32 protein-coding genes and 1 pseudogene are annotated in these 26,313 nt (G+C 68.3%); 7 read left to right on the forward strand and 26 right to left on the reverse strand.

The annotated features are described in order from the left end of the window. Positions 1 to 224 precede the first annotated feature (224 nt). The 4 genes from AB0F43_RS21935 (at position 225) to AB0F43_RS21950 (ending at position 2,667) form a co-directional block, all read left to right on the forward strand. On the forward strand, positions 225 to 500 hold the full coding sequence (locus AB0F43_RS21935; RefSeq protein ID WP_360479619.1) for a hypothetical protein: 276 nt from the start codon (positions 225 to 227) through the stop codon (positions 498 to 500). Positions 501 to 571: 71 nt separating this feature from the next. Beyond that, complete coding sequence (locus tag AB0F43_RS21940) at positions 572 to 805, forward strand: hypothetical protein (RefSeq protein ID WP_360479622.1); 234 nt, start codon at positions 572 to 574, stop codon at positions 803 to 805. Positions 806 to 869: 64 nt separating this feature from the next. After that, positions 870 to 1,760, forward strand: coding sequence for a PfkB family carbohydrate kinase (locus tag AB0F43_RS21945; RefSeq protein WP_360479625.1), 891 nt, complete (start codon positions 870 to 872; stop codon positions 1,758 to 1,760). After that, complete coding sequence (locus tag AB0F43_RS21950) at positions 1,753 to 2,667, forward strand: pseudouridine-5'-phosphate glycosidase (RefSeq protein ID WP_360479628.1); 915 nt, start codon at positions 1,753 to 1,755, stop codon at positions 2,665 to 2,667. The genes AB0F43_RS21945 and AB0F43_RS21950 overlap by 8 nt, the downstream gene beginning before the upstream one ends. Here the strand turns inward: AB0F43_RS21950 and AB0F43_RS21955 are convergent, their stop codons facing one another. The 18 genes and pseudogenes from AB0F43_RS21955 to AB0F43_RS22040 form a co-directional block, all read right to left on the reverse strand. After that, positions 2,668 to 2,865 (reverse strand): DUF3072 domain-containing protein, encoded by a 198-nt coding sequence (locus AB0F43_RS21955; RefSeq protein WP_360479631.1) that lies wholly within the window; start codon positions 2,863 to 2,865, stop codon positions 2,668 to 2,670. It abuts the gene before it with no gap. A gap of 226 nt (positions 2,866 to 3,091) precedes the next feature. Beyond that, complete coding sequence (locus tag AB0F43_RS21960) at positions 3,092 to 3,811, reverse strand: GAF and ANTAR domain-containing protein (protein WP_360479634.1); 720 nt, start codon at positions 3,809 to 3,811, stop codon at positions 3,092 to 3,094. A gap of 48 nt (positions 3,812 to 3,859) precedes the next feature. Further along, on the reverse strand, positions 3,860 to 4,294 hold the full coding sequence (locus tag AB0F43_RS21965; RefSeq protein ID WP_360479637.1) for a DUF302 domain-containing protein: 435 nt from the start codon (positions 4,292 to 4,294) through the stop codon (positions 3,860 to 3,862). A 149-nt stretch (positions 4,295 to 4,443) separates the two neighbouring features. Then, complete coding sequence (locus tag AB0F43_RS21970; RefSeq protein ID WP_360479640.1) at positions 4,444 to 4,827, reverse strand: phage holin family protein; 384 nt, start codon at positions 4,825 to 4,827, stop codon at positions 4,444 to 4,446. A 13-nt stretch (positions 4,828 to 4,840) separates the two neighbouring features. Next, the gene (locus AB0F43_RS21975; RefSeq protein WP_360479643.1) at positions 4,841 to 5,179 is read right to left on the reverse strand and encodes a hypothetical protein; all 339 of its coding nucleotides are present in this window, start codon (positions 5,177 to 5,179) and stop codon (positions 4,841 to 4,843) included. A 9-nt stretch (positions 5,180 to 5,188) separates the two neighbouring features. Continuing rightward, positions 5,189 to 5,482 (reverse strand): gas vesicle protein K, encoded by a 294-nt coding sequence (locus AB0F43_RS21980; protein WP_360479646.1) that lies wholly within the window; start codon positions 5,480 to 5,482, stop codon positions 5,189 to 5,191. Then, positions 5,479 to 5,664 (reverse strand): gas vesicle protein, encoded by a 186-nt coding sequence (locus tag AB0F43_RS21985; RefSeq protein WP_360479649.1) that lies wholly within the window; start codon positions 5,662 to 5,664, stop codon positions 5,479 to 5,481. The genes AB0F43_RS21980 and AB0F43_RS21985 overlap by 4 nt, the downstream gene beginning before the upstream one ends. Beyond that, positions 5,661 to 6,428, reverse strand: coding sequence for a GvpL/GvpF family gas vesicle protein (locus AB0F43_RS21990; RefSeq protein ID WP_360479652.1), 768 nt, complete (start codon positions 6,426 to 6,428; stop codon positions 5,661 to 5,663). The genes AB0F43_RS21985 and AB0F43_RS21990 overlap by 4 nt, the downstream gene beginning before the upstream one ends. After that, the gene (locus AB0F43_RS21995) at positions 6,421 to 6,753 is read right to left on the reverse strand and encodes a gas vesicle protein (protein ID WP_360479655.1); all 333 of its coding nucleotides are present in this window, start codon (positions 6,751 to 6,753) and stop codon (positions 6,421 to 6,423) included. Before AB0F43_RS21995 ends, AB0F43_RS21990 begins: the two co-directional genes overlap by 8 nt. 10 nt (positions 6,754 to 6,763) lie before the next feature. Continuing rightward, positions 6,764 to 7,027: pseudogene (locus tag AB0F43_RS22000) on the reverse strand (gas vesicle protein); the annotation flags it as partial. A 201-nt stretch (positions 7,028 to 7,228) separates the two neighbouring features. Further along, positions 7,229 to 7,468, reverse strand: coding sequence for a gas vesicle protein GvpG (locus AB0F43_RS22005; protein ID WP_360479658.1), 240 nt, complete (start codon positions 7,466 to 7,468; stop codon positions 7,229 to 7,231). Between the two features lie 8 nt (positions 7,469 to 7,476). Further along, positions 7,477 to 8,232, reverse strand: coding sequence for a GvpL/GvpF family gas vesicle protein (locus AB0F43_RS22010; protein ID WP_360479661.1), 756 nt, complete (start codon positions 8,230 to 8,232; stop codon positions 7,477 to 7,479). 2 nt (positions 8,233 to 8,234) lie between these two features. Further along, positions 8,235 to 8,708, reverse strand: coding sequence for a gas vesicle protein GvpJ (gene gvpJ / locus AB0F43_RS22015; RefSeq protein WP_360480493.1), 474 nt, complete (start codon positions 8,706 to 8,708; stop codon positions 8,235 to 8,237). A 74-nt stretch (positions 8,709 to 8,782) separates the two neighbouring features. Further along, complete coding sequence (locus tag AB0F43_RS22020; RefSeq protein ID WP_360479664.1) at positions 8,783 to 10,366, reverse strand: SRPBCC family protein; 1,584 nt, start codon at positions 10,364 to 10,366, stop codon at positions 8,783 to 8,785. A 5-nt stretch (positions 10,367 to 10,371) separates the two neighbouring features. Next, positions 10,372 to 11,322 (reverse strand): histone H1-like repetitive region-containing protein, encoded by a 951-nt coding sequence (locus tag AB0F43_RS22025; RefSeq protein WP_360479667.1) that lies wholly within the window; start codon positions 11,320 to 11,322, stop codon positions 10,372 to 10,374. 87 nt (positions 11,323 to 11,409) lie between these two features. Next, positions 11,410 to 11,637, reverse strand: a complete 228-nt coding sequence (locus AB0F43_RS22030; RefSeq protein WP_360479670.1) for a hypothetical protein — start codon at positions 11,635 to 11,637, stop codon at positions 11,410 to 11,412. A 16-nt stretch (positions 11,638 to 11,653) separates the two neighbouring features. Next, a complete protein-coding gene (locus AB0F43_RS22035) occupies positions 11,654 to 11,866 on the reverse strand; it encodes a DUF6458 family protein (RefSeq protein ID WP_360479673.1) in 213 nt (70 codons plus the stop codon). Between the two features lie 193 nt (positions 11,867 to 12,059). Beyond that, positions 12,060 to 13,319 (reverse strand): serine/threonine-protein kinase, encoded by a 1,260-nt coding sequence (locus tag AB0F43_RS22040; RefSeq protein WP_360479676.1) that lies wholly within the window; start codon positions 13,317 to 13,319, stop codon positions 12,060 to 12,062. A gap of 149 nt (positions 13,320 to 13,468) precedes the next feature. On the opposite strand from AB0F43_RS22040, the gene AB0F43_RS22045 reads away from it, so the two are divergent. Then, positions 13,469 to 14,182 carry a GAF and ANTAR domain-containing protein gene (locus tag AB0F43_RS22045; RefSeq protein ID WP_360479679.1) on the forward strand — a complete coding sequence of 238 codons (714 nt, stop codon included), beginning with the start codon at positions 13,469 to 13,471 and terminating at the stop codon, positions 14,180 to 14,182. A 379-nt stretch (positions 14,183 to 14,561) separates the two neighbouring features. Here AB0F43_RS22045 and AB0F43_RS22050 read toward each other — a convergent pair whose 3' ends face one another. The 6 genes from AB0F43_RS22050 to AB0F43_RS22075 form a co-directional block, all read right to left on the reverse strand. Beyond that, on the reverse strand, positions 14,562 to 15,836 hold the full coding sequence (locus tag AB0F43_RS22050; protein ID WP_360479682.1) for a hypothetical protein: 1,275 nt from the start codon (positions 15,834 to 15,836) through the stop codon (positions 14,562 to 14,564). Between the two features lie 49 nt (positions 15,837 to 15,885). Next, positions 15,886 to 17,946: an AAA family ATPase gene (locus AB0F43_RS22055; RefSeq protein ID WP_360479685.1), complete on the reverse strand. Its 2,061-nt coding sequence runs from the start codon at positions 17,944 to 17,946 to the stop codon at positions 15,886 to 15,888. A gap of 618 nt (positions 17,947 to 18,564) precedes the next feature. Continuing rightward, positions 18,565 to 18,906 (reverse strand): hypothetical protein, encoded by a 342-nt coding sequence (locus tag AB0F43_RS22060; RefSeq protein WP_360479688.1) that lies wholly within the window; start codon positions 18,904 to 18,906, stop codon positions 18,565 to 18,567. Beyond that, positions 18,893 to 19,189 carry a hypothetical protein gene (locus AB0F43_RS22065; protein WP_360479691.1) on the reverse strand — a complete coding sequence of 99 codons (297 nt, stop codon included), beginning with the start codon at positions 19,187 to 19,189 and terminating at the stop codon, positions 18,893 to 18,895. The genes AB0F43_RS22060 and AB0F43_RS22065 overlap by 14 nt, the downstream gene beginning before the upstream one ends. Next, positions 19,186 to 20,415, reverse strand: a complete 1,230-nt coding sequence (locus AB0F43_RS22070) for a divalent metal cation transporter (protein WP_360479694.1) — start codon at positions 20,413 to 20,415, stop codon at positions 19,186 to 19,188. Before AB0F43_RS22070 ends, AB0F43_RS22065 begins: the two co-directional genes overlap by 4 nt. Further along, a complete protein-coding gene (locus tag AB0F43_RS22075) occupies positions 20,412 to 20,843 on the reverse strand; it encodes a hypothetical protein (protein ID WP_360479697.1) in 432 nt (143 codons plus the stop codon). Before AB0F43_RS22075 ends, AB0F43_RS22070 begins: the two co-directional genes overlap by 4 nt. A 95-nt stretch (positions 20,844 to 20,938) precedes the next feature. On the opposite strand from AB0F43_RS22075, the gene AB0F43_RS22080 reads away from it, so the two are divergent. Next, on the forward strand, positions 20,939 to 21,721 hold the full coding sequence (locus tag AB0F43_RS22080) for a DNA-formamidopyrimidine glycosylase family protein (protein WP_360479700.1): 783 nt from the start codon (positions 20,939 to 20,941) through the stop codon (positions 21,719 to 21,721). Positions 21,722 to 21,847: 126 nt separating this feature from the next. Here AB0F43_RS22080 and AB0F43_RS22085 read toward each other — a convergent pair whose 3' ends face one another. Then, the gene (locus tag AB0F43_RS22085) at positions 21,848 to 23,839 is read right to left on the reverse strand and encodes an acyl-CoA dehydrogenase family protein (RefSeq protein ID WP_360479703.1); all 1,992 of its coding nucleotides are present in this window, start codon (positions 23,837 to 23,839) and stop codon (positions 21,848 to 21,850) included. A gap of 116 nt (positions 23,840 to 23,955) precedes the next feature. On the opposite strand from AB0F43_RS22085, the gene AB0F43_RS22090 reads away from it, so the two are divergent. Continuing rightward, positions 23,956 to 24,684, forward strand: coding sequence for a GAF and ANTAR domain-containing protein (locus AB0F43_RS22090; protein ID WP_360479706.1), 729 nt, complete (start codon positions 23,956 to 23,958; stop codon positions 24,682 to 24,684). A gap of 2 nt (positions 24,685 to 24,686) precedes the next feature. Here the strand turns inward: AB0F43_RS22090 and AB0F43_RS22095 are convergent, their stop codons facing one another. Next, positions 24,687 to 26,264 (reverse strand): alpha-amylase family protein, encoded by a 1,578-nt coding sequence (locus AB0F43_RS22095; protein ID WP_360479709.1) that lies wholly within the window; start codon positions 26,262 to 26,264, stop codon positions 24,687 to 24,689. Between the last annotated feature and the right edge of the window lie 49 nt (positions 26,265 to 26,313).

Here is a 26,313-nt window from a genome sequence, read left to right on the forward strand (position 1 = left end):
CCTCGAGATCGACCCAGCCGCCGGTAACCACGCACGTACGCCGTCAAACGCCGCTTCATCCCGAAACCAATCGATGCGCCGAAGCCACGCGTCCACCTGCGCTCGTGCGCCTGCCGCCTGTTCACCGCGGGCCGCGAGGCATCCCAAGCCGCCGGATCGCCCCCGTTTCTCGATGGGTCGCTCGGGCACCGGGGGGTCACCAGCCCGACGATGGAGGAGCGCCGATGTCGATCTGGGAGCGGTTCAAACGCTGGCGCCTGCGCCACAAGCTCAACGAGGCCGACGCACCGGCAGACCCGAGTACGGCGATGACGCGAGCCGAAGGCGGGGATCCTCGCGGAGACACTCCGACCACCACCGGTACAGGTCGCAGCGGCGAGTTCGTCGGCCGGGTCGCGGGAGACGACACCGACACCGGGCAGTCCGGCGCGGAGGCCCGATCCCAGGCGAACGGCCCGCAGGCGCGATCACAGGCGAAGGAGGATGCCGCCGGCGACTGACCGCCGTACGGCGCGTTGAGCGTGATCGACGGGCCTCAGGATAGACAGCGTAGCGACATCTGGAGGCGACAATGAGTTTCGACCGGCCCGGCGTGGACGACAAACACCAGACCGTCAGCGACACCGAACTGAACGAGGCGCTGGAGAACGACGAGCTCGACAAGGGCGGCCTGGACTTCGACCGGGTCGAGCAGGACGAGGACCAGCGATCCCCCGGCCCTGAGCCCAACCCCGGGCGACGGCCGCCGCAAGACCAGGACGTCACCGCCGGCGAACAGGGCCGCCCCGTCGAACCACCCGACTGACAGCCACGAGGTCCTGCACCCCTACCCTTTCACCGAGACGCCCAGCTCGGAGGGAGGTGCAGCCGTGACTGCCGATTCGACGCGCACGCTCGTGTGCATCGGGGACCTGGTCGAGGACGTCGTCGTCTGGTCGGACGGTACGACGCGATCCGGAACCGACAACCCGGCTCGGATCCGCCGTTCCCGCGGTGGCGGAGCCTCCAACGTCGCCGTCTTCGCGAGCAGCCTCGGTACGTCGGTGCGGTTCATCGGCCGGGTCGGTGACGACCCCGCCGGCGGGGCACTCGTCCGAGACCTGGCGACCGCGGGCGTTGACGCCAGAGTCCAGCGTGAGGGCCGGACCGGAACGATCGTCATCCTCGTCGACGGCTCTGGTGAACGCACGATGTTCCCCGACCGAGCGGCCGCGGCCGAACTGGCCGATGTTCCGGATTCCTGGCTCGCCGGCGGCAAAGCCTTCCACATCTCGGCCTACTCGCTCGCCGGACCGGCACGGTCCGTCCTCTGCCGAGCCGCAGAGATCGCTCGCGCCGAGGACGCCATCGTCTCGGTCGACGCGTCGTCGGTCGCCCTGATCGACTCCATCGGCCCGGCGGCCTTCCGTGATCTGATCAGCAGCCTCCGACCGACGTACGTCTTCGCGAACGGAACCGAGGCCGACCTCGGTTCCCTGCGGTCCATTCCCGGTACGACGGTTGTGGTCAAGAACGGCACGCAACCCACCGAGATCCATGTCGACGGCAACAAAGCGGCCACCGTCGCGGTCCCCTCGGTGGACGATGTACGGGACACGACCGGTGCCGGCGACGCGTTCGCGGCGGGCTTCCTGTCAGCCGTTCTCGACGGCGCCGGGGCCGTCGAGGCGGTCGAAGCCGGACACGACCTCGCCAGGCGGGTCCTCAGCGAGCCTGGCGCCACCTTGACCACGAACGCAAAGGGAGCAATCGGTGACTGACACTGCCGGCCGACTCGTCCGATCCGACGATGTGGCGCAAGCGCTGGCCGAGGGTCGTGCGGTCGTCGCGCTGGAGTCGACCATCTTCTCGAACCTCGGGCTGCCTGCTCCCGCGAACGCCGAGGCGCTCGAGATCTGCAAGCAGGCGGTTCTCGACCAGGGCGGCACGCCGGCCGTGACCGCGATTCTCGACGGCCGCCCGTACGTCGGTCTGTCGCCGGACGAAGAGAAGCGGGTGCTGCAGGGTACGCGGAAGGTCGCCGAGCGCGACCTGGCGGTGGCCCAAGCACAAGGCTGGGATGTCGGCGTGACCACGGTCTCGGCGTCCGTGGCACTCGCCCACGCGGCCGGGATCTCGGTCTTCGCCACCGGCGGCATCGGTGGCGTCCATCGCGGATCCGAACTCACCGGAGACATCTCGGCCGATCTCGATGCCATCGCCAACCACCCGGTCATCACTGTCAGCGCCGGCGCCAAGGCGTTCCTCGACCTGCCGCGAACCCTCGAGTACCTCGAGACCGCCGGCGTACCGGTCCTGGGCTGGCAGCACGACTGGTTCCCGGCCTTCTACACCCGGTCGAGTGGTCTGCCGGTTCCGCATCGGGTGGAGGACGAGCGACTGGTCTGCGACGTCCTCCGCTTCCGGACGCGGCCGACGACCGGAGTCCTGCTGACGGTTCCGATTCCGGTCGAGGACGAGATCCCCGAGTCGCGCATCAACGCCGTCCTCGCCGCCGCCCTGGACGCGAGCGCCCGGGCCGGAGTCACCGGCCCCGCCGTCACGCCGTACGTCCTCGAGAGGATCGAGAAGGAGACGGACGGACAGAGCATCCCAGCCAACCTCGCCCTGGCCCGGAACAACGCCGAGATCGCCGCCCGGGTCGCCGTCGCACTTGCAGCTGCCTGATCAGCTGCTCCCCCGGCCGGTGCGGGATTGGAGCTCATCGATCAGGCGCGACGCTTCTGCCTTGCTGAGCTCGTCCGGGGCCTCGACACCGGCCTCTTGGGCGAGCGTGCTCAGGTACGAGTGCTGGGGCCCGGTCATGGGCTCGTCGCCGGTGGTCCACTCGGCCGGATCCTTCTCCGGTACGGGGTGCACAGTCATCTCAACTCCATCCGAACATACGATCGAATACAGCTCCCGTACCCAGCTGTCCCCGAGTCATGCATGCTCTGTCCTCGGCGACGCCTGGTCGTCCTCGGCCGTGTGCCAGCGGTAGAGGTCACGGAGAGAGGGCAATCTCGGCGCCGTTCACGCAACCGCTCCCCGGAGGTCCGCCACTGCCGGTGCAACACACTGACGACGTCCATGCCTACGCAGTACCCCTGGTTCAGCCGGGCAGTTGGCGGGTGTCGATCAGTTCCTGGGCGACGTCGCGGAGCTTCCGGTTGTTCTGCTGTGAGAAGCGCTTCAGGACCTCGAACGCCCGGTCGGGGTCCAGGTCGTAGCGTTCCATCAGAATGCCCATCGCCTGGCCGACCAGCTTGCGGGCGTCGATCGCCTGAGCCAGCGTCACCTCGTGGCGGGCCGTCGCGATCGCGACCGAGGCGTGCCGGGCCAGGATGTGCGCCACGGCCAGCTCGTCGGCACCGAACGCGTCCGGTACGTCGCCGTACAGGCTCAGCACCGCCGCGGCGCGGCCCCCGACCAGCAGCGGCAGGTGGGCGGCGCTGCGGATCCCCACCGCGCGGGCCTGGGCGATCCACTCAGCCGACCACCAAGTCTCCGTCTCCACGTCGCCGATCACCACAGGGCACGGCTGCCGGATCGCGGCGATCAGCGGGCCCTCGTCGGCCTCGATCTGCAGCCGGTGCAGCGCCGCCACCCGCGGATCGGTCGACGCCAGCACCTCCGGCCGGCCGCCGGTCACCAGCAGCACTCCGGCCGCGGTGCACTGCAACGCATGCAACGCGAACTGCACGACCGCCTCGACCGTCTCGTCGATGCCGTCGACGTCATGCAACTCCATCGCAAGCTGCGCGAACTCGGCGGCACCAGCGCGGTCCCCCGGCGCTCCGACAGCAGCGTGCGACTCCCCTACCTCCGCCACAGCGCCATCATCCACCACGACCCGCCGGCGGGGCGCATTCAACAGGCGCTAATCCGTTTCTTCCGCCGTTGCCTGAGCGATCAGCTGCTCCACGCCTTGCAGGGGTACGGCGAGCTCCTCCGGCAGATGGTGTCGCTTGGCCAGCCAGGCCGGGTCGACGTACGACACCCAGACCACGCCGCCGTCGTCCTTCCAGACGAGCAGCCGAAGCGGGAGATCGAGCGCGGCGAGCGGCGACGCGAGCATGATCGGCGCCGCGGTGACCGGGTCCTCGAAGCCCAGCACCTTCGTGTCCCGCAGTTCGGTCCCGGCGCGCTGGGCCTCGCCGCTGTGATCGATGACGAAGAAGGGAGTACTGCCCGCGCTCCGGATCGCGGCGGACAGCCGGAGGACGGTCTCGGCGACGGAGACCGGGCTCCGCTGGTGGGTGACACCGCTCAGCGAGCGCACACCGGCGGGGCCGGTTCGGTGCTCCGTCGCCATCTCGTACCTCCACTGTCGACAGCAGTTGTCAGGCGCGGCGCACGGCCTTCTCGAGTTCCGCCTCTGTCATCCTGGAACGCCTACTTCCCGCCTTTTCGCCCGCTGGCGGTTTCGCCATGATCGCCCCTTCGACGCCGCAAAGAAATGCCTCAGTCGGTTTCGAGTTTGTCCGGGAGGAAAACATTCACCAGCCAACTGACCACGGTGATGATGAGTGCGCCGAGCAGCGCCGTACCGAATCCTTCGACCTCGAACGGTACGTTGAGACCGCCACTGATCCACGACGTGAGCAGTAGCATCACCGCGTTGATGACGAAGATCAGCAGCCCCAGCGTCAGCACGATGAACGGCAGCGACAGCAGCGTGGCCAGTGGTTTCACCAGCGCGTTGACCACCCCGAAGATCGCGGCGACGACGAGCAGGGTGACGACTCGGCGGGTGGTGCTCGTACCGCTGATGGTGATGTCGTTCAGCAACCACGCGGCAACCCCGACGGCGATCGCGTTCACGACCAGCCTCATCACGAGTTTCATGATCAGTCTCCCATCAGCTGTGGACGGCGCCGGACAGCTTCTTCCGAAGCTTGCCGGACTTCTTCCGCAGCTTGCGGCCGGACTTCTTTCCCTGCTTGCCTGCGCGCTTCACGTCGCCGCCGACAGAGCCGTGCGCACGCAGGCCCAGCCGCTTGCGCACCCCGCGCTTGACCTCAGGAGCCCGCGGAATCATCAGCTGTACGCCGTAGCCGTACATCCGAAGTCCGAGCGCCATCAGCGGCAGTCCGAGCGGCAGCAGAATCAGCGTGACGCACAGCAGGGCGGCAACGATCATCACCACCGTGGCCAGCAGCCACACCAGCGCTGCCCCGATCCCTCGAAGAACTTTCATCCTCATCACCTACTCAGCGAGAAGCGAACCCAGCGGACCGAGATCGATGTTCAGATCCGCCGCGCTCAGACCGAACTGCTCCCGCAGCGCGGTCATCGCCTCGTCGAGTCGCATCAGGCCGAGCCCGAGCTCCTCGACCTGCGTCGGGCTGAGGTCGCCCTGGTCCATCCGGCGAATCGCCTGGCGTTCCATCAACTGGCGGACGAGTTCGACGATCGTCAGCACCAGTTTCAGCAGCTCGCGTTCGACGGTGTCCGCGTTGGCCTCGATCCGCTCGGTGAGCGGGAGAAGGGGTTCGGTCATCGGGGACTCATCTCCTTGCGAACCGACTGGATGACGGCCGACAGCTGGATCCGCACCAGGTCGACCTCGGCCAGCGATATGACGACGTCGCCGGAGATGACGACGCCCTTTCCCAACAGCCTGTCCAGCAGGTCCACCAGGCTGGGCTCGGTCCCGACCTTCTGGGCCGCCTCGACCGTCATGGCTTGTCCAGTACGGCGAAGGAGTACGGCGGCCAGGGGCCGTTCACCTCGATCTCGAACGACGGGTACCTGCTTCGCAGCTCGCTGACCAGCTCGAAGAACTCAGTACTGCGGTCGTCGTCGACCAGGAAGGTCGCGTTCAGGGCCATCGTCTCGCGCCGGCCGGTCAGCCGCTGGTCCTGCGGCGCGAGGCGCCGGGTCGCGGCCGCACCGGGCGCCAGGTCCAGGAACAGCTGGTCAGCGAGCACCTGCTGATCCACGGCGGCCTCCTGCCGGCCGCGAATCTCGGCCCGGCGCCGTTCCAGGTAGGCGACGCCGGAGCCGGCCGCCTCGGCCTCGACCGGTGCCGAGGGCATCAATCGCTCCCGGCTGAAGACCTTGACGCTCCACTCGCTGCGCCGCTCGATCCGGTCCAGCGCCAGCACGAGATCGTCGTACAACTCCTCGATCCGGTCCCGCGCGGCATCGTCGGACCGGTAGATGGTGACGAGCCGGAACGGCGCCAGGGCGGTGGTGATGGCGGCCGCTCGCCGGACGATCTCGTCGTGCCGGCGAGCGGTCTTCTCCACCCACGCAAGGCTTTCGAGGTTCTGCCGCAGCGCCTCCTCGCCGAACTCCTCGAGATCGACAGTGCTCACCACCGCGGTCAGATCGCGATGACCGAGCGTCCTGACCGGTGCCTCGCCGACACCCTCCAGCCCGGCGAGCACCTCCGCGTCCAGGTCCCGGCCGACGGCGTAGACATAGGTTCCGGTGTCACTCACGGCCGCGCTCCAGCTCCTCGACGCGCTCCCGGAGTTTGCGGTTCTCGTCCGCCAGCTCCTGGGCGTCGCCGGACAGCATCGGGTCGCGGGTCCACCAGTCGATGCCCATCTCCATCGCCTTGTCGACCGAGACCACCAGCAGCCGGATCTTGATGGTCAGCAGCTCGATGTCGAGCAGGTTCACCCTGATGTCGCCGGCGATGATGATGCCCTTGTCGAGCACCCGCTCGAGGATGTCGGCCAGCCCTTCCGGCCGCGGCGCGGCGGACGCGAAACCGTAGCGGTCCACGCCCGCACGGCGGGGTGAGATCGTCGGTTCGGTCATCGCGCGTCCCTCACTCCTTGATCCGCCCACGGACGTAGCGGTCCATCCGCCGGTAGCCGGTCACCGTGGCGTCGGAGTCGACGTCGACCTCGTAGACGGCCATGATGTCGGTCGTCTCGGGGATCCGGCGCGACTCGACCACTTCGACCAGGACACGCCAGCCGTCCTCGAACTTGTCGACAGCAACGATTCCTTCGGGGGTCTGGCCGATCAGGTCGGCCAGTTCTGCGGCGGCGGTCACCGCGATCATCCGCAGGGACTTCGGTTTCGCCCGGGCGGACTCATCGTGCCCGTTGCTCGACGTCCTGGCCGTACGACGGTTGGCCGGCGCACTCCGTTGGGCGGAGGTTCGGGGCGTCGACTTACCCTCGGTGGACTTGCGCGGCGTGGACTTGCCCGACGCGGATTTTCGCGGCGTCGACTTACTCGCGGTGGACTTTCTCGGGGTGGACTTTCGCGGGGTGGGCATGACAGCTCAGATTCCCCTCTGCAGTCGATCGTTGGCGACCAGCAGCCGGCCGATCAGCTCGTCCTCGAGCGCATCGGCTTCGTCCGGGTCGATCTCGCCGCTGTCCCGCAGCGCGCCGATCTGTTCGAGCTGCAGCCGGATCCGGGCCGGGTCGTAGTACTCGTTCTCGGCCTGCCGCCGGATCTGCTCCGCCAGCGCGACCGTGGCCCGCACCGGCGCCAGCGGCAGCGTGAGAAGGCTCATCATCAGGCCCATCATTCCTCCGCGGCCACGAAGTCGTAGGGCGCGGTCGGCCCGATCAGCTTGAGATGGGCCCGGCCTGCGAAGGCCTCGGCCAACTCCTCCACCGCCTGCTCGAACGCGGCCCGCCGATCGTCCGCGACCAGCAGGGCGACATCGAGCAACCGGTCCAGCCCGGCGCTCTCGCGAATGTTGACGGCGGCAACATGACGCTCGAGCTCGGTCAGCAGCACCTGCCCGTCCTTGGCGCTCTTGGCTTCCAGCGCCCGGGCAACCAACTCGCCCAGCCGGACCCGTTCGCTGTACGACGCGTCGTCCGGCTGATCGCGGGTCGCGGCGCGCAACTGGGCGATCTCCTGGTTCTCCGCGACGACCTCGGACAGGATCTGCTGTTCGTCGTACCGGGCCCGGACGGTGAACTGCGAGTGGCCCGCCAGCTCCGCCAGCATCGCCTGGAAGCGGTCGTGGCTGGGCTCGAGCAGGTCGGTCTTGACCGCGTCGCGATCCTGCAGCAATGAACCGAAGCGGATCGGGAGGACGGGCCCGAGCCCGGCGATCGCGTCGAGTACGCGGCCGTGGGCCAGGAGGTCCGCCCGGCCGGCCAGCGTACGTTCGGTGTCCAGCAGGCTCGTGACCGCCGCGACGTCGCCGTACGGAATCAGGCTGACGGTCTGGTCATCGACGCCCGTGAGGTCCGCCGGTACGACCAGATCCGCCGCCACGATCCCGTACAGATAACACCCGAGGCCGACGTCGCTCGGCGTGGTCACCGTCACTCCTCATTCCTCCGGCGACGAGCCGCGGCCTTCTTGGCGGGCCGCCGGCGTGGCCGTGCTTCCTCGAGCTCGCGCTCGTCCTCGTCCCTGCTCTGGCGGTCCTCCTCCCTGCCCTGGCGGTCCTCGTCTCTGCGCTCGCGGTCCTCAATGCTCGATTGCTCCTCGTCCCGCCCGAACAGCGCTTCCTTGGCGCCGGTGAGAAGACCGCGCGTCTTGCTCTCCGCACCGCCCTCGGTCATGTCGCCCATCAGCTCCGGCAGGTCCTTGCCGCCCTTCTCGTACAGATCGAGGCGGTTGGTGGCCTCGGCGAAGCGCAGATAGGTGTCCACGCTGGCCACCACGATCCGGGCGTCGATGGTCAGCAGCTCGATGCCGACCAGGGAGACCCGGACATAGACATCGATGACGAGACCTTTGTCGAGGATGGTGTCGATGACATCGGCGAGACTGCTCGGTTGGGGCCTTTCCAGATAGCCGCCGCCAGAGCGGCGTGGGCCTGTGGCCGCGACGGTCATGGTTCTACCTTCCAGTCGACTGCATGGGCTCAGCTCGCGCGGCGACGCGGGCGGTCGCCGGGCTCTTCCTCGTACTCGTCCTCGTCGTACTCGTCTTCCTCGTCGTACTCGTCCTCGGGCAGGTCTTCCTCGTCGACCTCGTCCTCGTCCTCGTACTCGTCCTCTTCGTCGTACTCGTCCTCGTCGGCGGCCTCGTCGACCGGCTCTTCCTCGTCGGCAGCCTCTTCCTCGTCGGCGGCCTCTTCCTCTTCGTCGTACTCGTCCTCTTCGTCGTACTCGTCCTCGGGCAGGTCTTCCTCGTCGCCCTCGTCCTCGTCCTCGTACTCGTCTTCCTCGTCGTACTCGTCCTCGTCGGCGGCCTCGTCGACCGGCTCTTCCTCGTCGGCGGCCTCGTCCTCTTCGTCGTACTCGTCCTCGTCGGTGAGCTCGTCCTCGTCGGCGGCCTCGTCCTCGTCGCCGGCCTCGTCCTCCTCGTACTCGTCCTCAGGCAGGTCTTCCTCGTCGGCCTCGCCCTCGTCCTCGTACTCGTCCTCTTCGTCGTACTCGTCCTCGTCGGCCGGCTCTTCCTCGTCGTACTCGTCCTCGGGCTGGTCCTCGTCCTCACCCTCGCCCTCGTCCTCGTACTCGTCCTCCTCGTCGTACTCGTCCTCGGGCAGCTCTTCCTCGTCAGCCTCGTCCTCGTACTCGTCGGCTTCCTCGTCAGCGCCTTCCTCAGCGCCTTCCTCCTCGGCGGCTTCGGCTTCCTCGTCGTCGCCACGCTGCACGCGACCGCGATGGATCTCGCCGCGCCAGCCCTCGACCTCGTCGGGATCGAGGATGACCTTGGTCATCACGTGCCGTTGGAACTGCTTCATCTCGACGCGGGTCCGCCGGCCCTGGGCCCGCCAGATGTTGCCGACGCGCTCGAAGAGCCCCTGCGGGTAGTACTCGAGGACGACGAGAATGCGAGTCAGGTTCGGCGCCAGCTCGTGGAACGTGACGGTGCCGTCGACGTGCCCCTTCTCGCCCTTGGAGCGCCAGACGATCTTCTCGTCCGGAACCTGCTCCAGGATGCTCGCCTCCCAGGTCCGGTGCGACCACAGGATCTTCGCCTTGAAGTCGAGCTTCTCGTCGGACTTCTGCTCGACCCGCTCGACCTTCTTCATGAACCCGGAGAAGTCCTGGAACTGGGTCCACTGGTTGTACGCGACCTCGATCGGTACGCCGACGTCGATCGACTCGATGATGGTGGTCACCTTGGTGGTCTTCTTCTTGTCCCCCGCCCCGGAGCCACCGCCGAGTGCGTCCATCACCATGTCCTTGGCTCCCATGACCCCACCCTTCAGTGCCCCCATCAGCGGTGACTTGCCGGTCACCGCTGCCTTGCCGCCGCCGGCGAGCGCCTTCCCGGCGATCCCGCCGCCCGATGCGACATCGCCGAGCCGATCGGTCAGATCCGAGACCTTGTCGGCGGCAGCCTCAGCCGCGCGCCCGGCGGCCGCGGAGAGCGCGTTCTGGAGTTCACCCTTCAACCGGTCGACCGGGAGCTCGTCGAGGATGGACTTGAAGCCGTTCTGCTCCTCGGTGCGCGATTCCTTGGTGCGCGATTCCTCGGTGCGCGATCGTTCGGCCATGTCGGTCACCCGCGCTTCCTCGCCGCGGAGGTCTTCTTCGCCGCGGTCTTCTTCGCGGCAGTCTTCTTGGCCGCTGTCTTCTTCGCCGCCGTCTTCCTGGGCGGCGACGACTGCTTCGCGGCCGTCTTCTTCGCGGCAGTCTTCTTCGCCGGCGTCTTCTTGGCCGGCGTCTTCTTCGCCGTGGTCTTCTTCGCCGGTGCCGTGCTCTTCTTCGCCGCGGTCGTCTTCTTCGCCGGAGACTTCCGCGCGCCCGAGCCGGAGTCGCTTCCGTTCGAGCCGGAGTTGTTACTGCTCGCGGCCTTCGCGGCTGTCTTCTTGGCGGCGCCGGTGCGACGCGCGCCGGAGCCCTCGCCCGACGAGCGTCGGCGAGTGCCTTCGTCCGACGAGCCGCGGCCTTCCTCCGACGACCTACGGCGACCCGCGCCCTCGCCCGACCTGCGTCGGCGAGTTCCTTCGTCCGACGGGCGTCGGCGGGCGCCTTCGTCCGACGAGCCGCTGTCCTCGTCCGGGGAACCGCCGCCGGATTCGTCCTCATCTGTCGCCGCGCGGCCCTCGCCACCGCGACGCGCACCGCGCCGGCCAGGCTTCATGCGGCGCCGCGGACGCTCGTCCTCTTCCTCCGCCTCTGCCTCGTCCTGACCGCTCCCGGTCGACAGCATCCGGTCAGTCCGGTTCTTGATCGAGTCGCTGACCCGGTTCAGCCGGTTACTGGCAGCTGCCACCGCGGCTTCCCGGCCGGCCGTCACGAGCCTGCCCCGGACCTGGTCGGACAGCTTCGACAGCTCCGGGTTCTGCTCCACCACCGTCGACAACTGCTGCACGATGGCGCGTGGATCCGTTGCGATGCGCTTGCCGGCCAGCAGTCCACCGACGGTGATCGCCAGCCTGAGCTTCTTGGTGCGGCCGAGCAGATAACCGCTCGCGACGGCAGCGGCCACCTTTGCGGTGGTATTCATGGACTCTCCCTCAAACAGTGGTGGTGCCACCCCGGACGGTCTCGCCCAGTGGCCTTCGGCAACGAACGGCAACGTCTGCGGGCCGGATCACTCCGCCAAAGCGGCGATCCGCTGGAGCATTGGAATGCTGGGAAACGTCTCCCGGCGAACCTTTCGCAGCAGCACTCGCGCGTAGATCTGCACCTCGTCCGGTGTGAGCAAGGACTCGATCAGGTCGAGCATCGTGACGGATGGAAAACGGTCCTCGGCCACCTTGTCCAGCAACGCGTCCAGCAACAGCTCGCGGGCTGCGGGTGGCTTGCCTGAATCAGCCATGGTCGCTCCGTCCGGCTCAATCGTGGATGTCGCGGCGCTCGTGCACGGAGGTGTGCGACGTCCGGCCACGCTGGTTCGCGAACAGCAGCGCCACCGCGAGTCCGACCGCTCCCGCACCCATCAGCACCCACCCGACCGCGGTCAGGTCCACACCGCTGAGCCGGTCCGACACCGCGAAGGCCAACACGCCTCCGACGGCGAGCAGGAATACGGACACACCGATTCCCATGGGAATCCTCCTAACGACCCGCCCCGTTTCGAAATTGCGTTAAAAACGCGGTACCCCACCGGGAAAGCAGCAAAACAATGATCAGGACGGCTACTTTCCGCAGAGAAATGAACGCGATACGCGTCAGTTCAAGTAAACGCTCACTTCAAATCGTTTCAAAATTCAAGCAGGGTGGCCCGCGAACAGTGCACGCTCACCCGGCCTTCTTCTTCGGCTTGCCGGGCTTGTCCGACTTCGCCTCCTCGCCGCCCTTCTCCACGCCCTTCTCGCCGCCCTTCTCGACGCCCTTCTCGGCGGCCGGCCTGTCCTGAGGTCCGGCCTTCGCCTTGCCGGGGCCGGAGTCGTCCTGCGTCTGCTGCTGCGTCGTCGGGCGGCTGCTCGATGCGGTTGGGACCGGACCGGTCGTCTTCGGCGTCGCCCGCGTAGTAGGCACCACTGCCGGCGTGGTCGCCGTGCCGTTGCCCGGGAGAAGCTCATTCGTCGTCGGCAACCGCGTTCCTTTGGTGTCCAGGAGGATGCCGAGGGTTGCCGAGACCGCCAGAGCAGTCGCCGCGGCCAGCCCGGCCAGGACCGGCCTCGAGGTGGTCCGACGTACTGGCAGGACTTCGGTTGTCACGGCGTCCAGGTTCGCGGTGATCGGCGACGAGTCGCCGGCGGCAACCTGGGCCGCGGTCGGCCGACGGAGCGGGTCCTTGTCGAGCATCCAGAAGATCAGGTCCTCGAGCTCCCCGGCCAGCTCGGGTCGCAGGTCACTTGGTGGTACCGGCTCGTTCTGCACGTGCTGGTACATGATCGACGCGGGCGCTTCACCCATGAACGGCGGATGACCGGTGACGAGCTGGTAGAGCACGCAGCCGAGCGCGTAGACATCGGACGGCGGTTCCGCCGGCCTGCCCAGCACGCGCTCGGGTGCGAGGTAATGGCTGGTGCCGACGATCTGGCCGGTGGACGTCAGCGTCGTCGTGGTGTCATGCAGAAATCTGACGATGCCGAAATCGGCGACCTTCACCGTCCCGTCATCGGCCAGCAGCAGATTGCTCGCCTTCACGTCGCGATGCACGATGCCTTGCCGGTGGGCGGCGGCCAGCCCGGCCGCGGCCTCTCGTACGACACGCACAGCCTGCTCGGGCGAGAACAAGCCGGTGCGCTTGAGTTCGTCCGCAACGGTACGGCCGCTGACCAGCTCCATCGCGAGGTAGTAACCGTCGCCGTACGCACCGAAGTCATAGGCGGCGACCACGTGCGGGCTGTGAATCCTCGCCGTCGCCCGCGCCTCACGGACAAAGCGTTCCGCCGCGGCCAGGGTGCGCGGAACCGGCAGCATCAGCTTGACCGCGACCTCGCGGCCCAGCAGCTCGTCTGTCGCACGGCGGACCTCCCCCATGCCCCCACGGCCGAGCACCTCACCCAACCTGTACCGGCCGGCTACCAGACCCTCCGTTGATTGGCTCACCGCAAGTCAGTACCCGCTGATCACCAACGCATGTACGTCCCCCAGCAGGCAGCGTAGTGTGGTCTGAACCCGTCAAGATGCGGCGGGGAGCGACATGACCCGACGCGGGCATCGGCTGGCCGGTACACGCGCCTGAACCGAGGCACCGCATGACCCAGTCCATCGTTCCCCCGCGCGTCGATCGGAACGCTCGCGCCTTCGCAGATCTGGCGGTGCAACTCCACGAGTCGCCGACCACCGCAGAGACCGCCGACGCCGTAGTCCGCTACGCGATCCCCGCGATCGCCTGCAGCCACGCCGGCATCGCGCTCCAGGATGCCTCCGGCAACATCACGATCGGCACGGTGAGCAGCGACGTACCCTGCGTGCTCTACACCATCCAGCTCCAGCACGGCGACGGCCCGATGATCGCCTCGATCCAGCACGGCGTGGTTCTCTACATCCCGGACGCGGCGGCCGAGACCCGTTGGCCGGCGTGGAGCCGGCGAGCTGTCGACCTGGGCGTCGGCAGCGTCGTACATCTACCGCTGACGGCCGGAAGCACCACCCTCGGCGTACTCAGCCTCTTCAAGCAGGTTTGCCACGGATTCAGCGATGACGACCTCGCCATCGCCCACGTCCTCGCCCGGCACGCGTCGGTCGCGGTCGCCACCGCCCAGCGGCGCGAGGACATGTCCAGCAGAGTCGACGCCCGCAAGCTGGTCGGACAGGCGATGGGCATCCTGATGGAACGCCACGACCTCGATGCCGACCAGGCCTTCGCCGTGCTGCGGCGCTACGCCGAGAACAACGACCTCAAACTCCAGCAGGTCGCCGAACACCTCGTCGCCACCCGCCACCTCACCGAGCCGACGCAAGGCTGAACGTGTGGACGGCCCCGGTGCTGCTGGTCTGAACACCGGGACCTGGAGCCCCCGGCCTCGCGCGCGACCCGACGCCCCTTCGCCACACCGGTGCCCCAGGCAATTCATCCTTGTGAGCGGTCCCAGGTGCTGCTGAATTCAACACCGGGAACCTGGACAGCCCTGACCCTCGAGAAACCCGGAGCCGTCCTACCCCGCCTGTGCCCCAGCAGCCATCAACTATTCGCTCATGCCCACCGGGCCCTGGCCGAAGGGCGTGGGAAAGGAGCTGAGCCAGGTGGGTGGAGCGACGGGTTGTGGTATCGGCTATCTGGGTCCGGCAGCTGTAGCCGTCATCCGCTAACCAGGCTGCGCGGTGACCATGGCAGCTAGGCGGTATCTAGGCCGGGGGCAGAACGGCGGTGTCGAGCGGCGGGTAGGGGGTGTCGGACAGGCCGAGGTCGCGCCAGACGAAGCGGGGGATGCGGGAGAGGAAGCCGTGGATGAAGGCTGAGCAGTGGGCGATCGTCAGGTGGCTGTGCTGACCTGGTGAGAACCACACCCAGTTGTCGGCGATCCGGAAGCCGACCGGTGGGTTCGCCATCAGGTACTCCATCTGGCGTGGGTGGATCACGTCGTACGCGAACTTGGCGTCCTGCGCGGAGACGGCGAACTGGTCGTTGAACGCCTCGCTCTCGAAACTGATCCCGCGGCCGAAGCCCCGGCGGTTCACCTGCAGCCACGGCATCCAGGCCGGCAGCTCGAACCCGAGGATCGGCTCGCTGTGGTTCTCGGTCACCGTCCGGGTCTGGGTCCGGCCCTCGCTGTCGGTGTAGCTCTCGGTGCGGGTGGTCTTCCAGTGGTGCGTGAAGGCGACGAACGGCGGGCCGTCACCGTCGCGGCCCCGGATCACCTCACTGGTGCTGTGATCATGGCCGGACTGCGTCACGGGAGGCAGGTTCAGCAGGCTGTCGTCGACGCCGATCCAGTGCCAGTCCGGGTGGTGGTAGAAGGTCAGCCGCGGTGGCAGCTCCGGCATGATCCAGCTGTCCAGCGACGCGGAGTCGATAGCGTCCGCGACGGTGGCGAGCTGCTCCAACCATGGACCGAGCAGATCGGCGTCCTTGCGCGGCGGCTCCAGCACCACCAGCTGGTCGGCGTCGATGCTGAGGTTCACACCGCGTTGTCCCGCGGCCATCGCGTTCAGCCGCTCGCACACCTGCGGAGTCAGCACCTCCGCGGCGAACGCCGGATCGAGCGCACCGATCTGCCAACCCGCGCCCAGCTGCGGCGGGGACGGCACACCAGTCGCCGCCACACCGAACCGGGGCTGGGTCTGACCGCCGGTGATCCACAGCTCCGGGAGCCGGCGGCTGAGCGTCACCATGCCGACCCAGCCCGACCAGTGCTCGGAGGTGTACTCGATCACCTGGAAGGCCCGGCCTGAGCTGGTCCGGCCCATGATCTGGTCGTCGGGCCGGCGGCGGAAGCCGATCCCGAACGGCGGATTGCCGAGCCTGGCCACGGCGTCGAACGTCGGGCTGTTCACGAACGTCCAGCCCCGCTGCCGCAGCGACTTGATGTACTGCTGCCGGCGCACGATCGCGACGATGCCCCAGACGATCCCCGCCGCCACGAGCAGCACGAGCACTACCACCACAGTCGTTGAGCTCACGTCCGCCTCCTCGGTCGCTCCGGATCGGAGGATAGCCGGGCCGAGGGCCTCAGGACTCGGACAAGGCCGTGGGCAAGGGTGCCGCGTGGACGATCTGGAGCCGGCTGACGGCTCGCGTGAGTACGACGTACAGCCGGTGAAGTCCGCGTGGTTCGGCGGCCACGATCCGCGCCGGTTCGGCGACCACGACCGCGTCGAACTCCAGGCCCTTCGCCAGGGTCGCCGGAACGCAGACCAGTCGCGCCGTGTCCATCGTGTCCTCAGCCTCGCCGAGCAGCGCCGGCTCGAGCCCGGCGGCGGCCAGCGCGTCCCGCAGGTCGGCGACCTGCTCGTCGGCCGCGATGACGGCGACCGACCCCTCGCCGGCCAGGGCGGACCGGCAGGCAGCGACGAGCTCGTCCGGCAAGGACGGCTCGTCGGTCTGGATGATGCTCAGCGCATCGGCGACCGTCCGGACACCGCGCGGCACGCCCAGCGTTGGCGCGATCTGCGGCAGCAACTTCGCCGCGAAGTCGATGATCTGATCCGGTACGCGGAAACCCCGATCGAGCTCGGCCACCACCCCGTCACCCTTCTCGAGGTGGTCGAGCACCCGGTCCCAGGAACCCGCGGCCCACGGAGTCGTCGCCTGGGCGAGGTCGCCGAGGACCGTTGCCGATCCGGTGCGGCAACGGCGGCCCAACGCACGCAACTGCATCGCGGACAGGTCTTGTGCCTCGTCCAGGACGAGATGGCCGAGCGAGCCGGTACGGCGTTCGATCAGGTCGTCCAGCTCGTCGAGCAAAATGGTGTCCGCGCCCGACCACTTGGCTGACTTCCACGACCTCGGCGGCTTGTTCCACAGCAGCGCGGCGCGTTCCTCCTCCGCGAGGTCGTCGCCGGCCGACTGCGCCAGGAAGTCGGCGTCGGAGAACAGCCGGTACAGCACCTGCTCGGGGACGACGCGGGGCCACACCGCGTCGACCAGCGCCTTGACCGGCTTGGAGCGAGCCACGGCATTCTGCACCCGGTCGTCGGGCGATTCGCCGCGCCGCTCCATCAACACGAGGACGGCGTGCGCGATCCGCTGCGCCAGGGCGTTGCGTCCGGCGGCGTACCTGGTCGACCCTCGCAGCGCGGCCACGATGTCCACCACCTCGTCGTCGTGCACCCGATAACGCTGAGATCCCTTGCTGTAAAGGATTCCTTCGGTCGGCGTACCGACGTACGACCACAGAGCGCGGCGCAGCACACCGGCCATCCGGGCGTCACCTTTGACCCGCGCGGCCTCCGCCTCGTCCGACGCCCCGGCCGGCAGGTTGATCAGCTCGTCGATGGTGATCTGCCGTACGTCGACCTCGCCGAGCGCGGGCAGGACCTTGCGGATGTAGGACAGGAACGAGCGGTTCGGGCCGACGATGACGACACCGCCGCGGCTCAGCCGCTTCCGTTCGGTGTAGAGCAGGTACGCGACGCGGTGCAGGCCGACCGCGGTCTTTCCGGTGCCGGGAGCGCCCTGCACGCAGACAGTCGGGTGCAGCGGTGCGCGGACCAGGTCGTCCTGCTCCGGCTGGATGGTGGCCACGATGTCGCGCATCGGTCCGGTGCGCGGGCGTTCGATCTCCGCACGCAGGAACGCGTCGGCCTGATCGACGTCGGCGGTGCCGGTCATCGGCTCGTCCTCGAAACCGGTCAGCTCCGCCGTGTCTGAGAAGCCGTACCGGCGCCGCAGCAGCACCCGCTGCCGATCGCTGCGCGTGGCTCGGTAGAACGGCACCGACACCGGTGCGCGCCAGTCGATCACGAGCGGGGCGCCGCTGCCGTCGTGAACGTGGCGGCGGCCGATGTAGATCTGGTCGAGCTCCTCGATCGTGCCGTGCTCGTAGTCGAGCCGGCCGAAGAACAGCGGCACGTCCGGCAGGTCGATCAGGGCCTGGGTGCGCTGCTCGTAGGCGCGGGTGCTGGCCTCGTTGGTGAAGCGCTCGTCGTTGTCCTCACCGCCGATCATCGGGATCTCGCGTCCCTCGACGTCGCGATACATCCGGGTGAGGGCGGCGCGTGCCTCGGTGAGGAAGGCCCGTTCAGCCTCGAGTTCGGGGGTGCCGGCAGGGGTCAGTGCGGATTCGACCATCGTGAAGAGCCTCGACTCGGGTTGGCAGATGCGAACGACGGACTGGCGGCGATCACTCGAGATCCCGCCCCGGAGCACCATCCGGTTCGATTCGATCCTTCACAGCTACAGGAAGCCACCGAAGAAACAGCTCCAGGACGCTACCAACCCAACCGTTCCCCCGCCACCGAATTTCCGCGCAACAGAGCTGACCCGGCGCCTTGAGCGGCGTCGGGTCAGGTCATCGGCGTACTGGAACGCCCTACCCGTCGAGCTTCGAGTGAGGCGTTCTCATTTCCAGCGTGGAGCTACGTCGTGGGTCGCGCTGCGGTGTTCTTCGTGCGGCCGTTTCCACTGCGCGTGGTCGGGCCGGCTGGGTGCTGTTCCTGAGCTGCTGTTCTCGGCGCCGGGCACACCGGGCCCCGGCGGATCGGACCGCCGCCGAGTTTGCGGCTCTTCCATTGCTTCTCGTCGTAGTCGTAATACGTATCGACGCCCCCGACTGTCATTGCTCCTCCAGGCAGCCCAAACCTCCCCAAGCGGCCGCTGACTGCTCAACAGACCGGCGTTCGCAGTTTGCCATCCAGCCGCCGTTCCGCACTAGTCCCCTAACTACATCAACCGGATTGCGAACTCCGCTCAGTGCCGTGCCACCTGCTCGAGCGGCGTCAGGTCGTCCCGGCCCGGCCTGATCGTGACGACACCGGCCGAGATCTGCTCGACGTCGTCCCAGGACAGGTACCAGACCTGGCCGAGCCGGCGATGGACGAGCCACCGCAGCAGCGCCGGCCCGACGTGACGCTCGTACCCGAGCAGCCTGGTCGCCCGGTGCTCGACCACGATCAGCCCGTCGACCCGCAGGGCACGCTGCATCGACGGCAGCAACGGCCCGTCCTGGACCAGCCGGACGTCGGCGACGCCACCGATCTCGGCGCCGGCGCGGTCGACCACCCGATGGCCGAGGAGCTCATTCAGTCGCATCGCCGGCTCCGGGGATCTTGTCGATGATGTGCCGCTCCACCCAGTCGTCGTGGCGATCCAGGTCGAGGTCCTGGCGCAGGATCTTGACCGCGGTGTCGATCTCGGCGATCTGGTGTGCGGGGATCCGCAGCCCACCGGAGATCAACGCCGACACCACCGGCGGGCCGGCGTCCAGGTCGAGCTCGACGTCGTCGATCTTGCCGAGCAGGCGACCGGTGTGCTCGTCGATCAGCTGACGGTCGAGGAGGTGGAGCTGCGCGTGCAGCACGCGTCCGGACATCATTGCCCCGCTCTCGTCACGATCATCAAAGGAATGGCGGCGGCCGACGCCAGCGTCAGCAGGCCGAGGTAGATCAGCGCGAAGAAGTTCCGCACCGGCCCGTTCGTCTCCCGGCCGACGTAGTCGGGATCGTTGGCGATGATCAGGATCGGCAGATAGGTCAACGGCAGCGCCATCGCCGCGAAGACCACGGAGTACTCCGTCACCTTCACCGGATCGACACCGGTCAGCAGCGTCAGGATCGCCAGCACCAGGCAGATGATCATCACCACGTGGAAGCGGGACGCCTCCCGCGGCCGGACGAACTTGCCCCACTGCCAGCCACGGTACTGCGCGATCGTGTAGCCGCACGACAACGCCGTCTCCAGGGCGGCGCCGAACGTCGCCGCGAACACGCCGAGCAGCACGATCGCCAGCCCGATCTTGCCCACGGCAACGGCCACCGGCAGCGTCACCTGGCCGAGCGTGCCGACCTGGATCCCGGCCGGCAGGAACACCACCGCCGCACAGCCGGCGATCGCCAGCGAGAGCAACCCACCGAGCGGGAACCCGACGAACACGTTCGTCCGCGCGGTGATCAGATCGCGCGGCCGCCACTTCTCCTCGACCCCGCCGGAGGAGAAGAAGAACACCTCGTACGGCGTCATCGCGGCACCGAACAACGCGATCGCGTAGTACGCGTAGGTACCCCAGTTCTCATGCCCGGCCGGTCGCGGAGTCGTTGCCTGATGCAACAGCTCGCCCCAGTCCGGGCCGAGCTTGAACAGCGCGACCGCGAACACGATCAGCAGCAGCCCGAGCAACCCGAAGGTCTGCTCGAGCCGGGAGAACTTCACCCGCCAGATCACCAGCCAGACCGCGAACGCGGCCAGCGGCATCCACAGCAGGTAGTGCACCCCGCTGGCCAGCTCCAGCGCCAGCGCGACGCCGCCGATCTCGGCGATCAGCGTCAGCAGCGTGACCAGGAACGACGCGACCAGAGTGATCAGTCCGGTCCGCCGCCCCAGCCGCTCCCGGATCAGGTCGAACACCGGCCGGCCGGACATCGCCACCACGCGGCCCGACATCTCGGCGTACAGGCAGATCCCGATCACGCCGACCACGACCACCCACGCCATCCGCATCCCGAACCGGGCACCGACCAGCGCGTTGGTGACCAGGTCGCCGATGTCGACGAATCCGCCGATCGCGGTCAGAATCCCGAGCGTGACGGCGAGGATCCGCTTCACTGGGCGAGCTCCCCGATCCGGTCGAGCGTCTGCTCCGACCGCTGCAGTACGGCGAGCTGCCGGGACGCGGCCCCGAGATCATCGTTGCCCAGGGCAATCCGGGTCGCGGTCACCGCCTGCTGCGCGTCACTCAGCGCCTTCTCGGTCTGGTCGTAGATCCGGCGCGAGTTGTCCGTCTGTGGTTGCTGGGACTCGAAGGAGCTGGTCAGCTTGCCGAGGTTCTTCTCGGCATCACGGACCATCTGGTTCGCCGGCCGTGACCACAACTTGTCCGCGAGCAGCTGCTCGACCGCGAGTTGCGCCGAACCGACTTCCGAGGCTGCCTCCCGGGCCGACTGTGCGGCGGCGTCCGTCAGCTGCTGATCCGCGGACCCGCACCCCGCCACCATGAGTAGGCAGGCGACGCCGGCCACGACCATCCGTCCCATCCCGCAGGTCCTCCTCTGGTCCGATAGTCGAACGGACGACCAGTACCCAGCCCCGCTGGCCCGCACACGCGTCGCGGTTGGGTACGACGGTAGACATGCCGGAGCTACCGGACGTCGAAGGATTCCGCCGAGTGCTGGCCGACCACGCAGTCGGGCGCCGGATTCGCCGTGTCGACGTCATCGACGAGGGCGTCCTGCGCAACGTGAGCAGCGACGGCCTGCAGCGGAGGTTGCGCGGTCGCCGATTCCGTCAGCCTTGGCGGCACGGCAAACGACTCATCGTGCCGGTCACCGGCGGATCGGCCGTGCTGCTGCACTTCGGCATGACTGGCTCGCTTTCCTGGGCAGACAGCGTGCAGGCCCGGCACCAGCACGACCGGGTGGTCTTCGAGTTCACCGGAGGCGAGTTGTGCTACCGGGACATGCGCAAGTTGCACGGCCTGTGGTTCATGCGGGACGACCGTGAGGTCGAGGGGATGCTCGCCGATCTCGGGCCCGACGCGGCAGACGTGTCACGCGACCAACTGCGCGACCTTCTCACCGGACTGCGCCGGCAGGTCAAGGTCGCGTTGATGGACCAGGCTGTCATCGCCGGACTCGGGAACCTGCTCGCCGACGAGATCCTCTGGCGGGCGTACGTCAACCCACGACGCCCATGCACCGGGTTGCAAGCGGACGACGTCGCCAGACTGCACGCCAGGATGCGCACGGTGCTGCGACACTCCATCGAGGTTGGTCGCGTGCCTCCGCGCAAGACGTGGCTGACCGGCCGCCGGGACGAGAAGTCAGGCTCGTGCCCACGCTGCGGCACGACGCTCTCCCATGGCCGGGTCGGCGGCCGAGGCACCGTCTGGTGCCCCAGTTGCCAACCCTCCTAGTGCCGCGTGGCGTACGTTTCCTCGCGAAAGCCGGCCGTCCAACGACTTCGAGGTCCATCCCGCCCCATTTCCGCGACGGTGTGCTGCAGGCCGGCCATGCGCTGAGTGTACGTACGACACGCGGCCCTAGGAGCGGTACCGGCGGGAGACGTTCTCCGCGCTGGACTCGCCGGGTTGCCATTGGGCGATCCACGGGCCGGTCCCCTCGGACGGGTCGAGGATGCCGTCTTCGAGCCAGCGGTAGGAGCCGTCCAGCACCTTCTTCGCCAGCCGCCGATCACTGTTGTCGGTGTTGCTCCACAGCTGGTCGAAGAGGTGGTCGACCCGCAGCCGGGCCTGTTCGCAGAACACAGTGGCCAACTCGTACGCCGTTTCGCCTCGCGACCGATCGTCGTTCCGCAGCATCTCGGCCCGGGAACAGGCCGCCGCCATCGCGAACAGCTCCGCGCCGATGTCCACGATCCTGGCCAGGAAACCCTGGTGGTACTCGAGCTTCGCCTGCCACCGGCCCATGCCGTAGAACGTCTGCCGCGCGAGTTTGCGCGACGCCCGTTCGACGTACCGAAGATGTTTGGCGAGCGGCCCGAACTCGGCGTACGACGTGGGCACCGCTCCCTTGCCGACCGCCAGTTGAGGTAGCCACTTCGCATAGAAGCCACTGGCGCTCACCGCTGCCCGCGCCTTGGCTTGCAGCCTGGCGTCCGGTGACGCGAGGTCGCCGGCCGCGGCCAGGTGTGCGTCGACCGCCTCCCGGGCGATCAGCAGGTGCATGATCTCGGTCGAGCCCTCGAAGATCCGGTTGATCCGCAGATCGCGCAGGATCTGCTCCGCCGGCACCGCGCGTTCGCCCCGGGCGGCCAGCGAGTCGGCCGTCTCGTAACCGCGCCCGCCGCGGATCTGCACCAGCTCGTCGGCGATCTGCCAGGCCATCTCGCTCGACCACAGCTTGGCGAGTGCGGCCTCGATCCGGATGTCCTTGCCGCCCGCGTCGGCCAGTTGCGCCGACAGGTCGAGCACCGCCTCGAGCGCGAACGTGGTGGCCGCGATGAACGAGATCTTCTCCGCCACGGCCGCGTGGCCGCCGATCGGCCGCCCCCACTGGACCCGTTCCGCGGACCACTCACGGGCGATCTTCAGGCACCACTTGCCGGCCGCCGTACAGGTCGCCGGGATGGACAGGCGACCGGTGTTCAGCGTGGTGAGCGCGATCTTCAGGCCTTCGCCCTCGCGGCCCAACCGGTTCTCGGCCGGTACCCGGACCTGGTGGAAGCGGGTGACGCCGTTCTCGATACCTCGCAGCCCCATGAAGGCGTTGCGGTTCTCCACCGTGATTCCCGGCGAGTCGGCCTCGACCACGAACGCGGTGATGCCACCCCGGCTGCCGTCGTGCTCGGGCACTCGCGCCATCACCACGACCAGCTCGGCGATCACGCCGTTCGTGGTCCAGAGCTTCACACCGTCGAGCACGTACGCCGTGCCGTCGTCGGTCGGGGTCGCGGTCGACCCCAGCCGCGCCGGATCCGAGCCGACGTCGGGCTCGGTCAGCAGGAAGGCCGACACCGCCCCGGCCGCGCAGCGCGGCAGGAACTCCTGCTTCTGCTCCGGTGTGCCGAACATCTTCACCGGTTCCGGTACGCCGATCGACTGGTGCGCGGACACCAGCGCGCTGAGGCTCGGATGAACCGACGCGACCAGCATCAGCGCCTCGCCGTAGTACGACGTCGACAGGCCGAGGCCGCCGTACTCGGTGGGGATCTTGATGCCGAACACACCGAGCTCGGCGAGTCCTTCGAGGTACTCGTCCGGGATCTTCGCCTGGCGCTCGATCAGCAGGCCGTCGAGCGTCTCGCAGTACGCCGTGAGCCGGGCGAGGAACTCCTGGCCCCGGCTGACATCGTCCGCGGCCGGCCGTGGGTGCGGGTGGACGAGGGACAGGTCGAACTCGCCGAGGTACAGCTTCTTGGCGAAACTCGGCCGGGTCCACTCGGTCTCGCGCGCCGCTTCGGCGACTTTCCGGGCCTCACGCTCACTGACGTTCCGCGCCGTACCCGGCCCGTTCGCGGCCTGCTCGGCGGTCTGGTCGGCGGTCTGCTCCCTGGATATCCGGTCCGTGGTCATGCCACATCCCTTCCTGGCTGGGGCGCGCACTACCCATCAGTCTTACCCGGAAGTAGCCTCTTGGGAACCGCCTGGCGCGTGCGCTTGCCGATGGACCGGTGGGGCATCATGGGTGCATGGATCAGGCCAGTTTCGAGCGGACTGCTCCCGGTGAGCACGAGACAACGGACCTCAGCGGGACGGCCGAGAGGTTTGCCCGGCTGGCGGTCGAACTGCACGACACCAGCGGTGTGCAGGAGACCGTGCAGGCCGTGGTCGAGTTCGCGCTCCAAGCCCTCAACTGCTCCCATGCCGGCGTGGCGCTGTCCGTTCGCGGTGGGCCCGACATTCCCGCGGTCACCGATCCGGTCGTGGCAGAGATCTACAAGTTCCAGATGGACAGCCGCGAGGGCCCGCTGGTCGAGGTGATGCAGGGCACCACGTCGATCCTGGTCACCGACACCGCGACCGAGCAGCGGTGGCCGGACTGGGCCTTCAAGGTCCGCGAACTCGGCGTCCGGACCGTTCTCGACGTGCCCCTCACCACCTCCGGGGGAACGATCGGCGTCCTCGGCCTCTACAGCACCAAACCCGACGCCTTCGACACCGACGACGAGGCGATCGCGCACATCCTCGCCCGGCACGCGTCGGTCGCGGTCGCGAACGCCCGCCACGACGAGTCGATGGCCCAGGCGATCGACGCCCGCAAACTCGTCGGCCAGGCGATGGGCATCCTGATGGAACGCTACGGGATCGACGGCGACCGGGCCTTCGAAGTCCTCAAGCGCTACTCGCAGGACACCAACACCAAGCTCCGCGACGTCGCCCAGCAACTCATCGACACCCGCAAACTCCCGCAGAGCTAGGCCTAGCGGCTCACCCGAAGCCAGCGGTAGCCGTAGGGGCCCAGGACGATCGGGGCACTGGTGGCGGGCTCGTAGCTGTTGTCGGCGAGGAGGTCGGCTGCGACGTCGTACGGGAGGGAGAGCTGCGCCTCGGTCCCGGCGAGGTTGACCAGCATGAGTACGGCGTCCTCGTCGCGGTGATGCAGCAGGCCGAGAACCGAGCGGGGTTCCAGAGCCAGGGGCTCGCAACGTCGGGGCGGTAGGTCGCCCAGTTCGCGGCGGCGGTGGACCAGTTGCGCAACGCGGCTGAGCAGTGATCCGGAGCGCAGTTCCTGATCGGCCACGTTCACGCGCGTCGCGGCGTACGGGCCGTGCTGGATCGGTGCGGGCTCGACGACCGGCCCGCGGCTGAAGCCGGCGTTCGCCTCGCCCGACCACTGCATCGGCGTCCGGACCGAGACCCGATCCGGGAGCGACAGGTCGTCGCCCATGCCGATCTCGTCGCCGTACCGGACGACCGGGACACCCGGCAGCGACTGGACGATCGCATGGGCCATCGCGACCCGCCGGTCGTCACCGAGCATCGGCGCGAGCCGCCGCCGGATGCCGCGACCGAAGGCCCGCATCTCCTCTTCGGGCGCGAAGGCCGCACACACCTCGTCGCGTTCGTCCGGTTCCAACCGCTCGAGGTCGAGCTCGTCGTGGTTGCGCAGCCAGTTGACGTACGTACAGTCGTCCGGTGGCTGCGGCTGTTCGCGCAGCGCCCGGAGCAGCGGTGCGGCGTCACCCCGGGCGATGGCGAGGAAGAGCAGGTTGTTCATCCAGAAGTTCAGTACGGCGTGCAGCCGGTCGCCTTGGCCGAAGTAGCGCCGGTACTCGCCGGGCGGCGCGTCCACCTCACCCATCAAGGGAGCTCCGTCGGCCGCGGCGGCCAGCTCGGTCAGGAACCAGTAGCCCTCGTCGCGGTCGTCGGACTGCGCGGCCTGCCGCACCATGTACGGCACCGCGTCCACCCTGAATCCGTCCACCCCCCGGTCCAGCCAGTGCCGGACGATGCCGGCGATCTCCTTCCGGACCGCGGGATGCCCGACGTTCAGGTCCGGCTCGTGCCGGTAGAACGCGTGCCGGTAGTACTTCCGGGCCCGGTCGTCGTACGCCCAGATCGAGTCCTCCACGCCGGGAAAGATCGGCCCGCGGATGACCGGATCGTCGCGCGGTTCCGCGGCCCAGACGTAGTAGTCCCGGTACGGCGAATCGGCGTCCTCTCGTGCCGCGCGGAACCAGGGGTGATCGACCGACGTGTGCTGGACGACCAACTCGATCATCACCCGCAACTCCAGTTGGTGGCAGCGCCCGACCAGCTTCTCGAAGTCCGCCATCGTGCCGAAGCGTGCGGACACGTCGCAGTGGTCGACGACGTCGTACCCACCGTCGCGGTACGGCGAGACGTAGAACGGCTGCAGCCAGATGGTGTCGGCGCCCAGCGCACGGACGTGGTCAAGCCGCTGCAGCACACCAGTCAGGTCACCCAACCCGTCCCCGTCGGTGTCGAAGAACGTTGCCGGGTCCACTTGGTAGATCGCGCGTCCATCAAGTTTCACCTCTGTCGAGTACCCGGCACATCCGAGCACAATCAGACACCGCCCGGCC

The organism is Kribbella sp. NPDC023972 (assembly GCF_040639075.1).
Lineage (GTDB): Bacteria > Actinomycetota > Actinomycetes > Propionibacteriales > Kribbellaceae > Kribbella.

Excerpts from the sequence above, each read along its gene's own strand:
- AB0F43_RS22035 (WP_360479673.1), bottom strand. The coding sequence starts at position 11,866 with ATGGGAATCGGTGTGTCCGTATTCCTGCTCGCCGTCGGAGGCGTGTTG.
- AB0F43_RS21995 (WP_360479655.1), bottom strand. The coding sequence starts at position 6,753 with ATGACCGAACCGACGATCTCACCCCGCCGTGCGGGCGTGGACCGCTAC.
- AB0F43_RS21955 (WP_360479631.1), bottom strand. The coding sequence starts at position 2,865 with ATGACTGTGCACCCCGTACCGGAGAAGGATCCGGCCGAGTGGACCACC.
- AB0F43_RS21965 (WP_360479637.1), bottom strand. The coding sequence starts at position 4,294 with ATGGCGACGGAGCACCGAACCGGCCCCGCCGGTGTGCGCTCGCTGAGC.
- AB0F43_RS22075 (WP_360479697.1), bottom strand. The coding sequence starts at position 20,843 with ATGGGACGGATGGTCGTGGCCGGCGTCGCCTGCCTACTCATGGTGGCG.
- AB0F43_RS21975 (WP_360479643.1), bottom strand. The coding sequence starts at position 5,179 with ATGAAAGTTCTTCGAGGGATCGGGGCAGCGCTGGTGTGGCTGCTGGCC.
- AB0F43_RS22055 (WP_360479685.1), bottom strand. The coding sequence starts at position 17,946 with ATGGTCGAATCCGCACTGACCCCTGCCGGCACCCCCGAACTCGAGGCT.
- AB0F43_RS21985 (WP_360479649.1), bottom strand. The coding sequence starts at position 5,664 with ATGACGGTCGAGGCGGCCCAGAAGGTCGGGACCGAGCCCAGCCTGGTG.
- AB0F43_RS21980 (WP_360479646.1), bottom strand. The coding sequence starts at position 5,482 with ATGACCGAACCCCTTCTCCCGCTCACCGAGCGGATCGAGGCCAACGCG.
- AB0F43_RS21970 (WP_360479640.1), bottom strand. The coding sequence starts at position 4,827 with ATGAAACTCGTGATGAGGCTGGTCGTGAACGCGATCGCCGTCGGGGTT.
- AB0F43_RS21935 (WP_360479619.1), top strand. The coding sequence starts at position 225 with ATGTCGATCTGGGAGCGGTTCAAACGCTGGCGCCTGCGCCACAAGCTC.
- AB0F43_RS22025 (WP_360479667.1), bottom strand. The coding sequence starts at position 11,322 with ATGAATACCACCGCAAAGGTGGCCGCTGCCGTCGCGAGCGGTTATCTG.
- AB0F43_RS22045 (WP_360479679.1), top strand. The coding sequence starts at position 13,469 with ATGACCCAGTCCATCGTTCCCCCGCGCGTCGATCGGAACGCTCGCGCC.
- AB0F43_RS22090 (WP_360479706.1), top strand. The coding sequence starts at position 23,956 with ATGGATCAGGCCAGTTTCGAGCGGACTGCTCCCGGTGAGCACGAGACA.
- AB0F43_RS22065 (WP_360479691.1), bottom strand. The coding sequence starts at position 19,189 with ATGATGTCCGGACGCGTGCTGCACGCGCAGCTCCACCTCCTCGACCGT.
- AB0F43_RS22085 (WP_360479703.1), bottom strand. The coding sequence starts at position 23,839 with ATGACCACGGACCGGATATCCAGGGAGCAGACCGCCGACCAGACCGCC.
- AB0F43_RS21940 (WP_360479622.1), top strand. The coding sequence starts at position 572 with ATGAGTTTCGACCGGCCCGGCGTGGACGACAAACACCAGACCGTCAGC.
- AB0F43_RS22005 (WP_360479658.1), bottom strand. The coding sequence starts at position 7,468 with ATGATGAGCCTTCTCACGCTGCCGCTGGCGCCGGTGCGGGCCACGGTC.
- AB0F43_RS22020 (WP_360479664.1), bottom strand. The coding sequence starts at position 10,366 with ATGGCCGAACGATCGCGCACCGAGGAATCGCGCACCAAGGAATCGCGC.
- AB0F43_RS22030 (WP_360479670.1), bottom strand. The coding sequence starts at position 11,637 with ATGGCTGATTCAGGCAAGCCACCCGCAGCCCGCGAGCTGTTGCTGGAC.
- AB0F43_RS22080 (WP_360479700.1), top strand. The coding sequence starts at position 20,939 with ATGCCGGAGCTACCGGACGTCGAAGGATTCCGCCGAGTGCTGGCCGAC.
- AB0F43_RS22060 (WP_360479688.1), bottom strand. The coding sequence starts at position 18,906 with ATGCGACTGAATGAGCTCCTCGGCCATCGGGTGGTCGACCGCGCCGGC.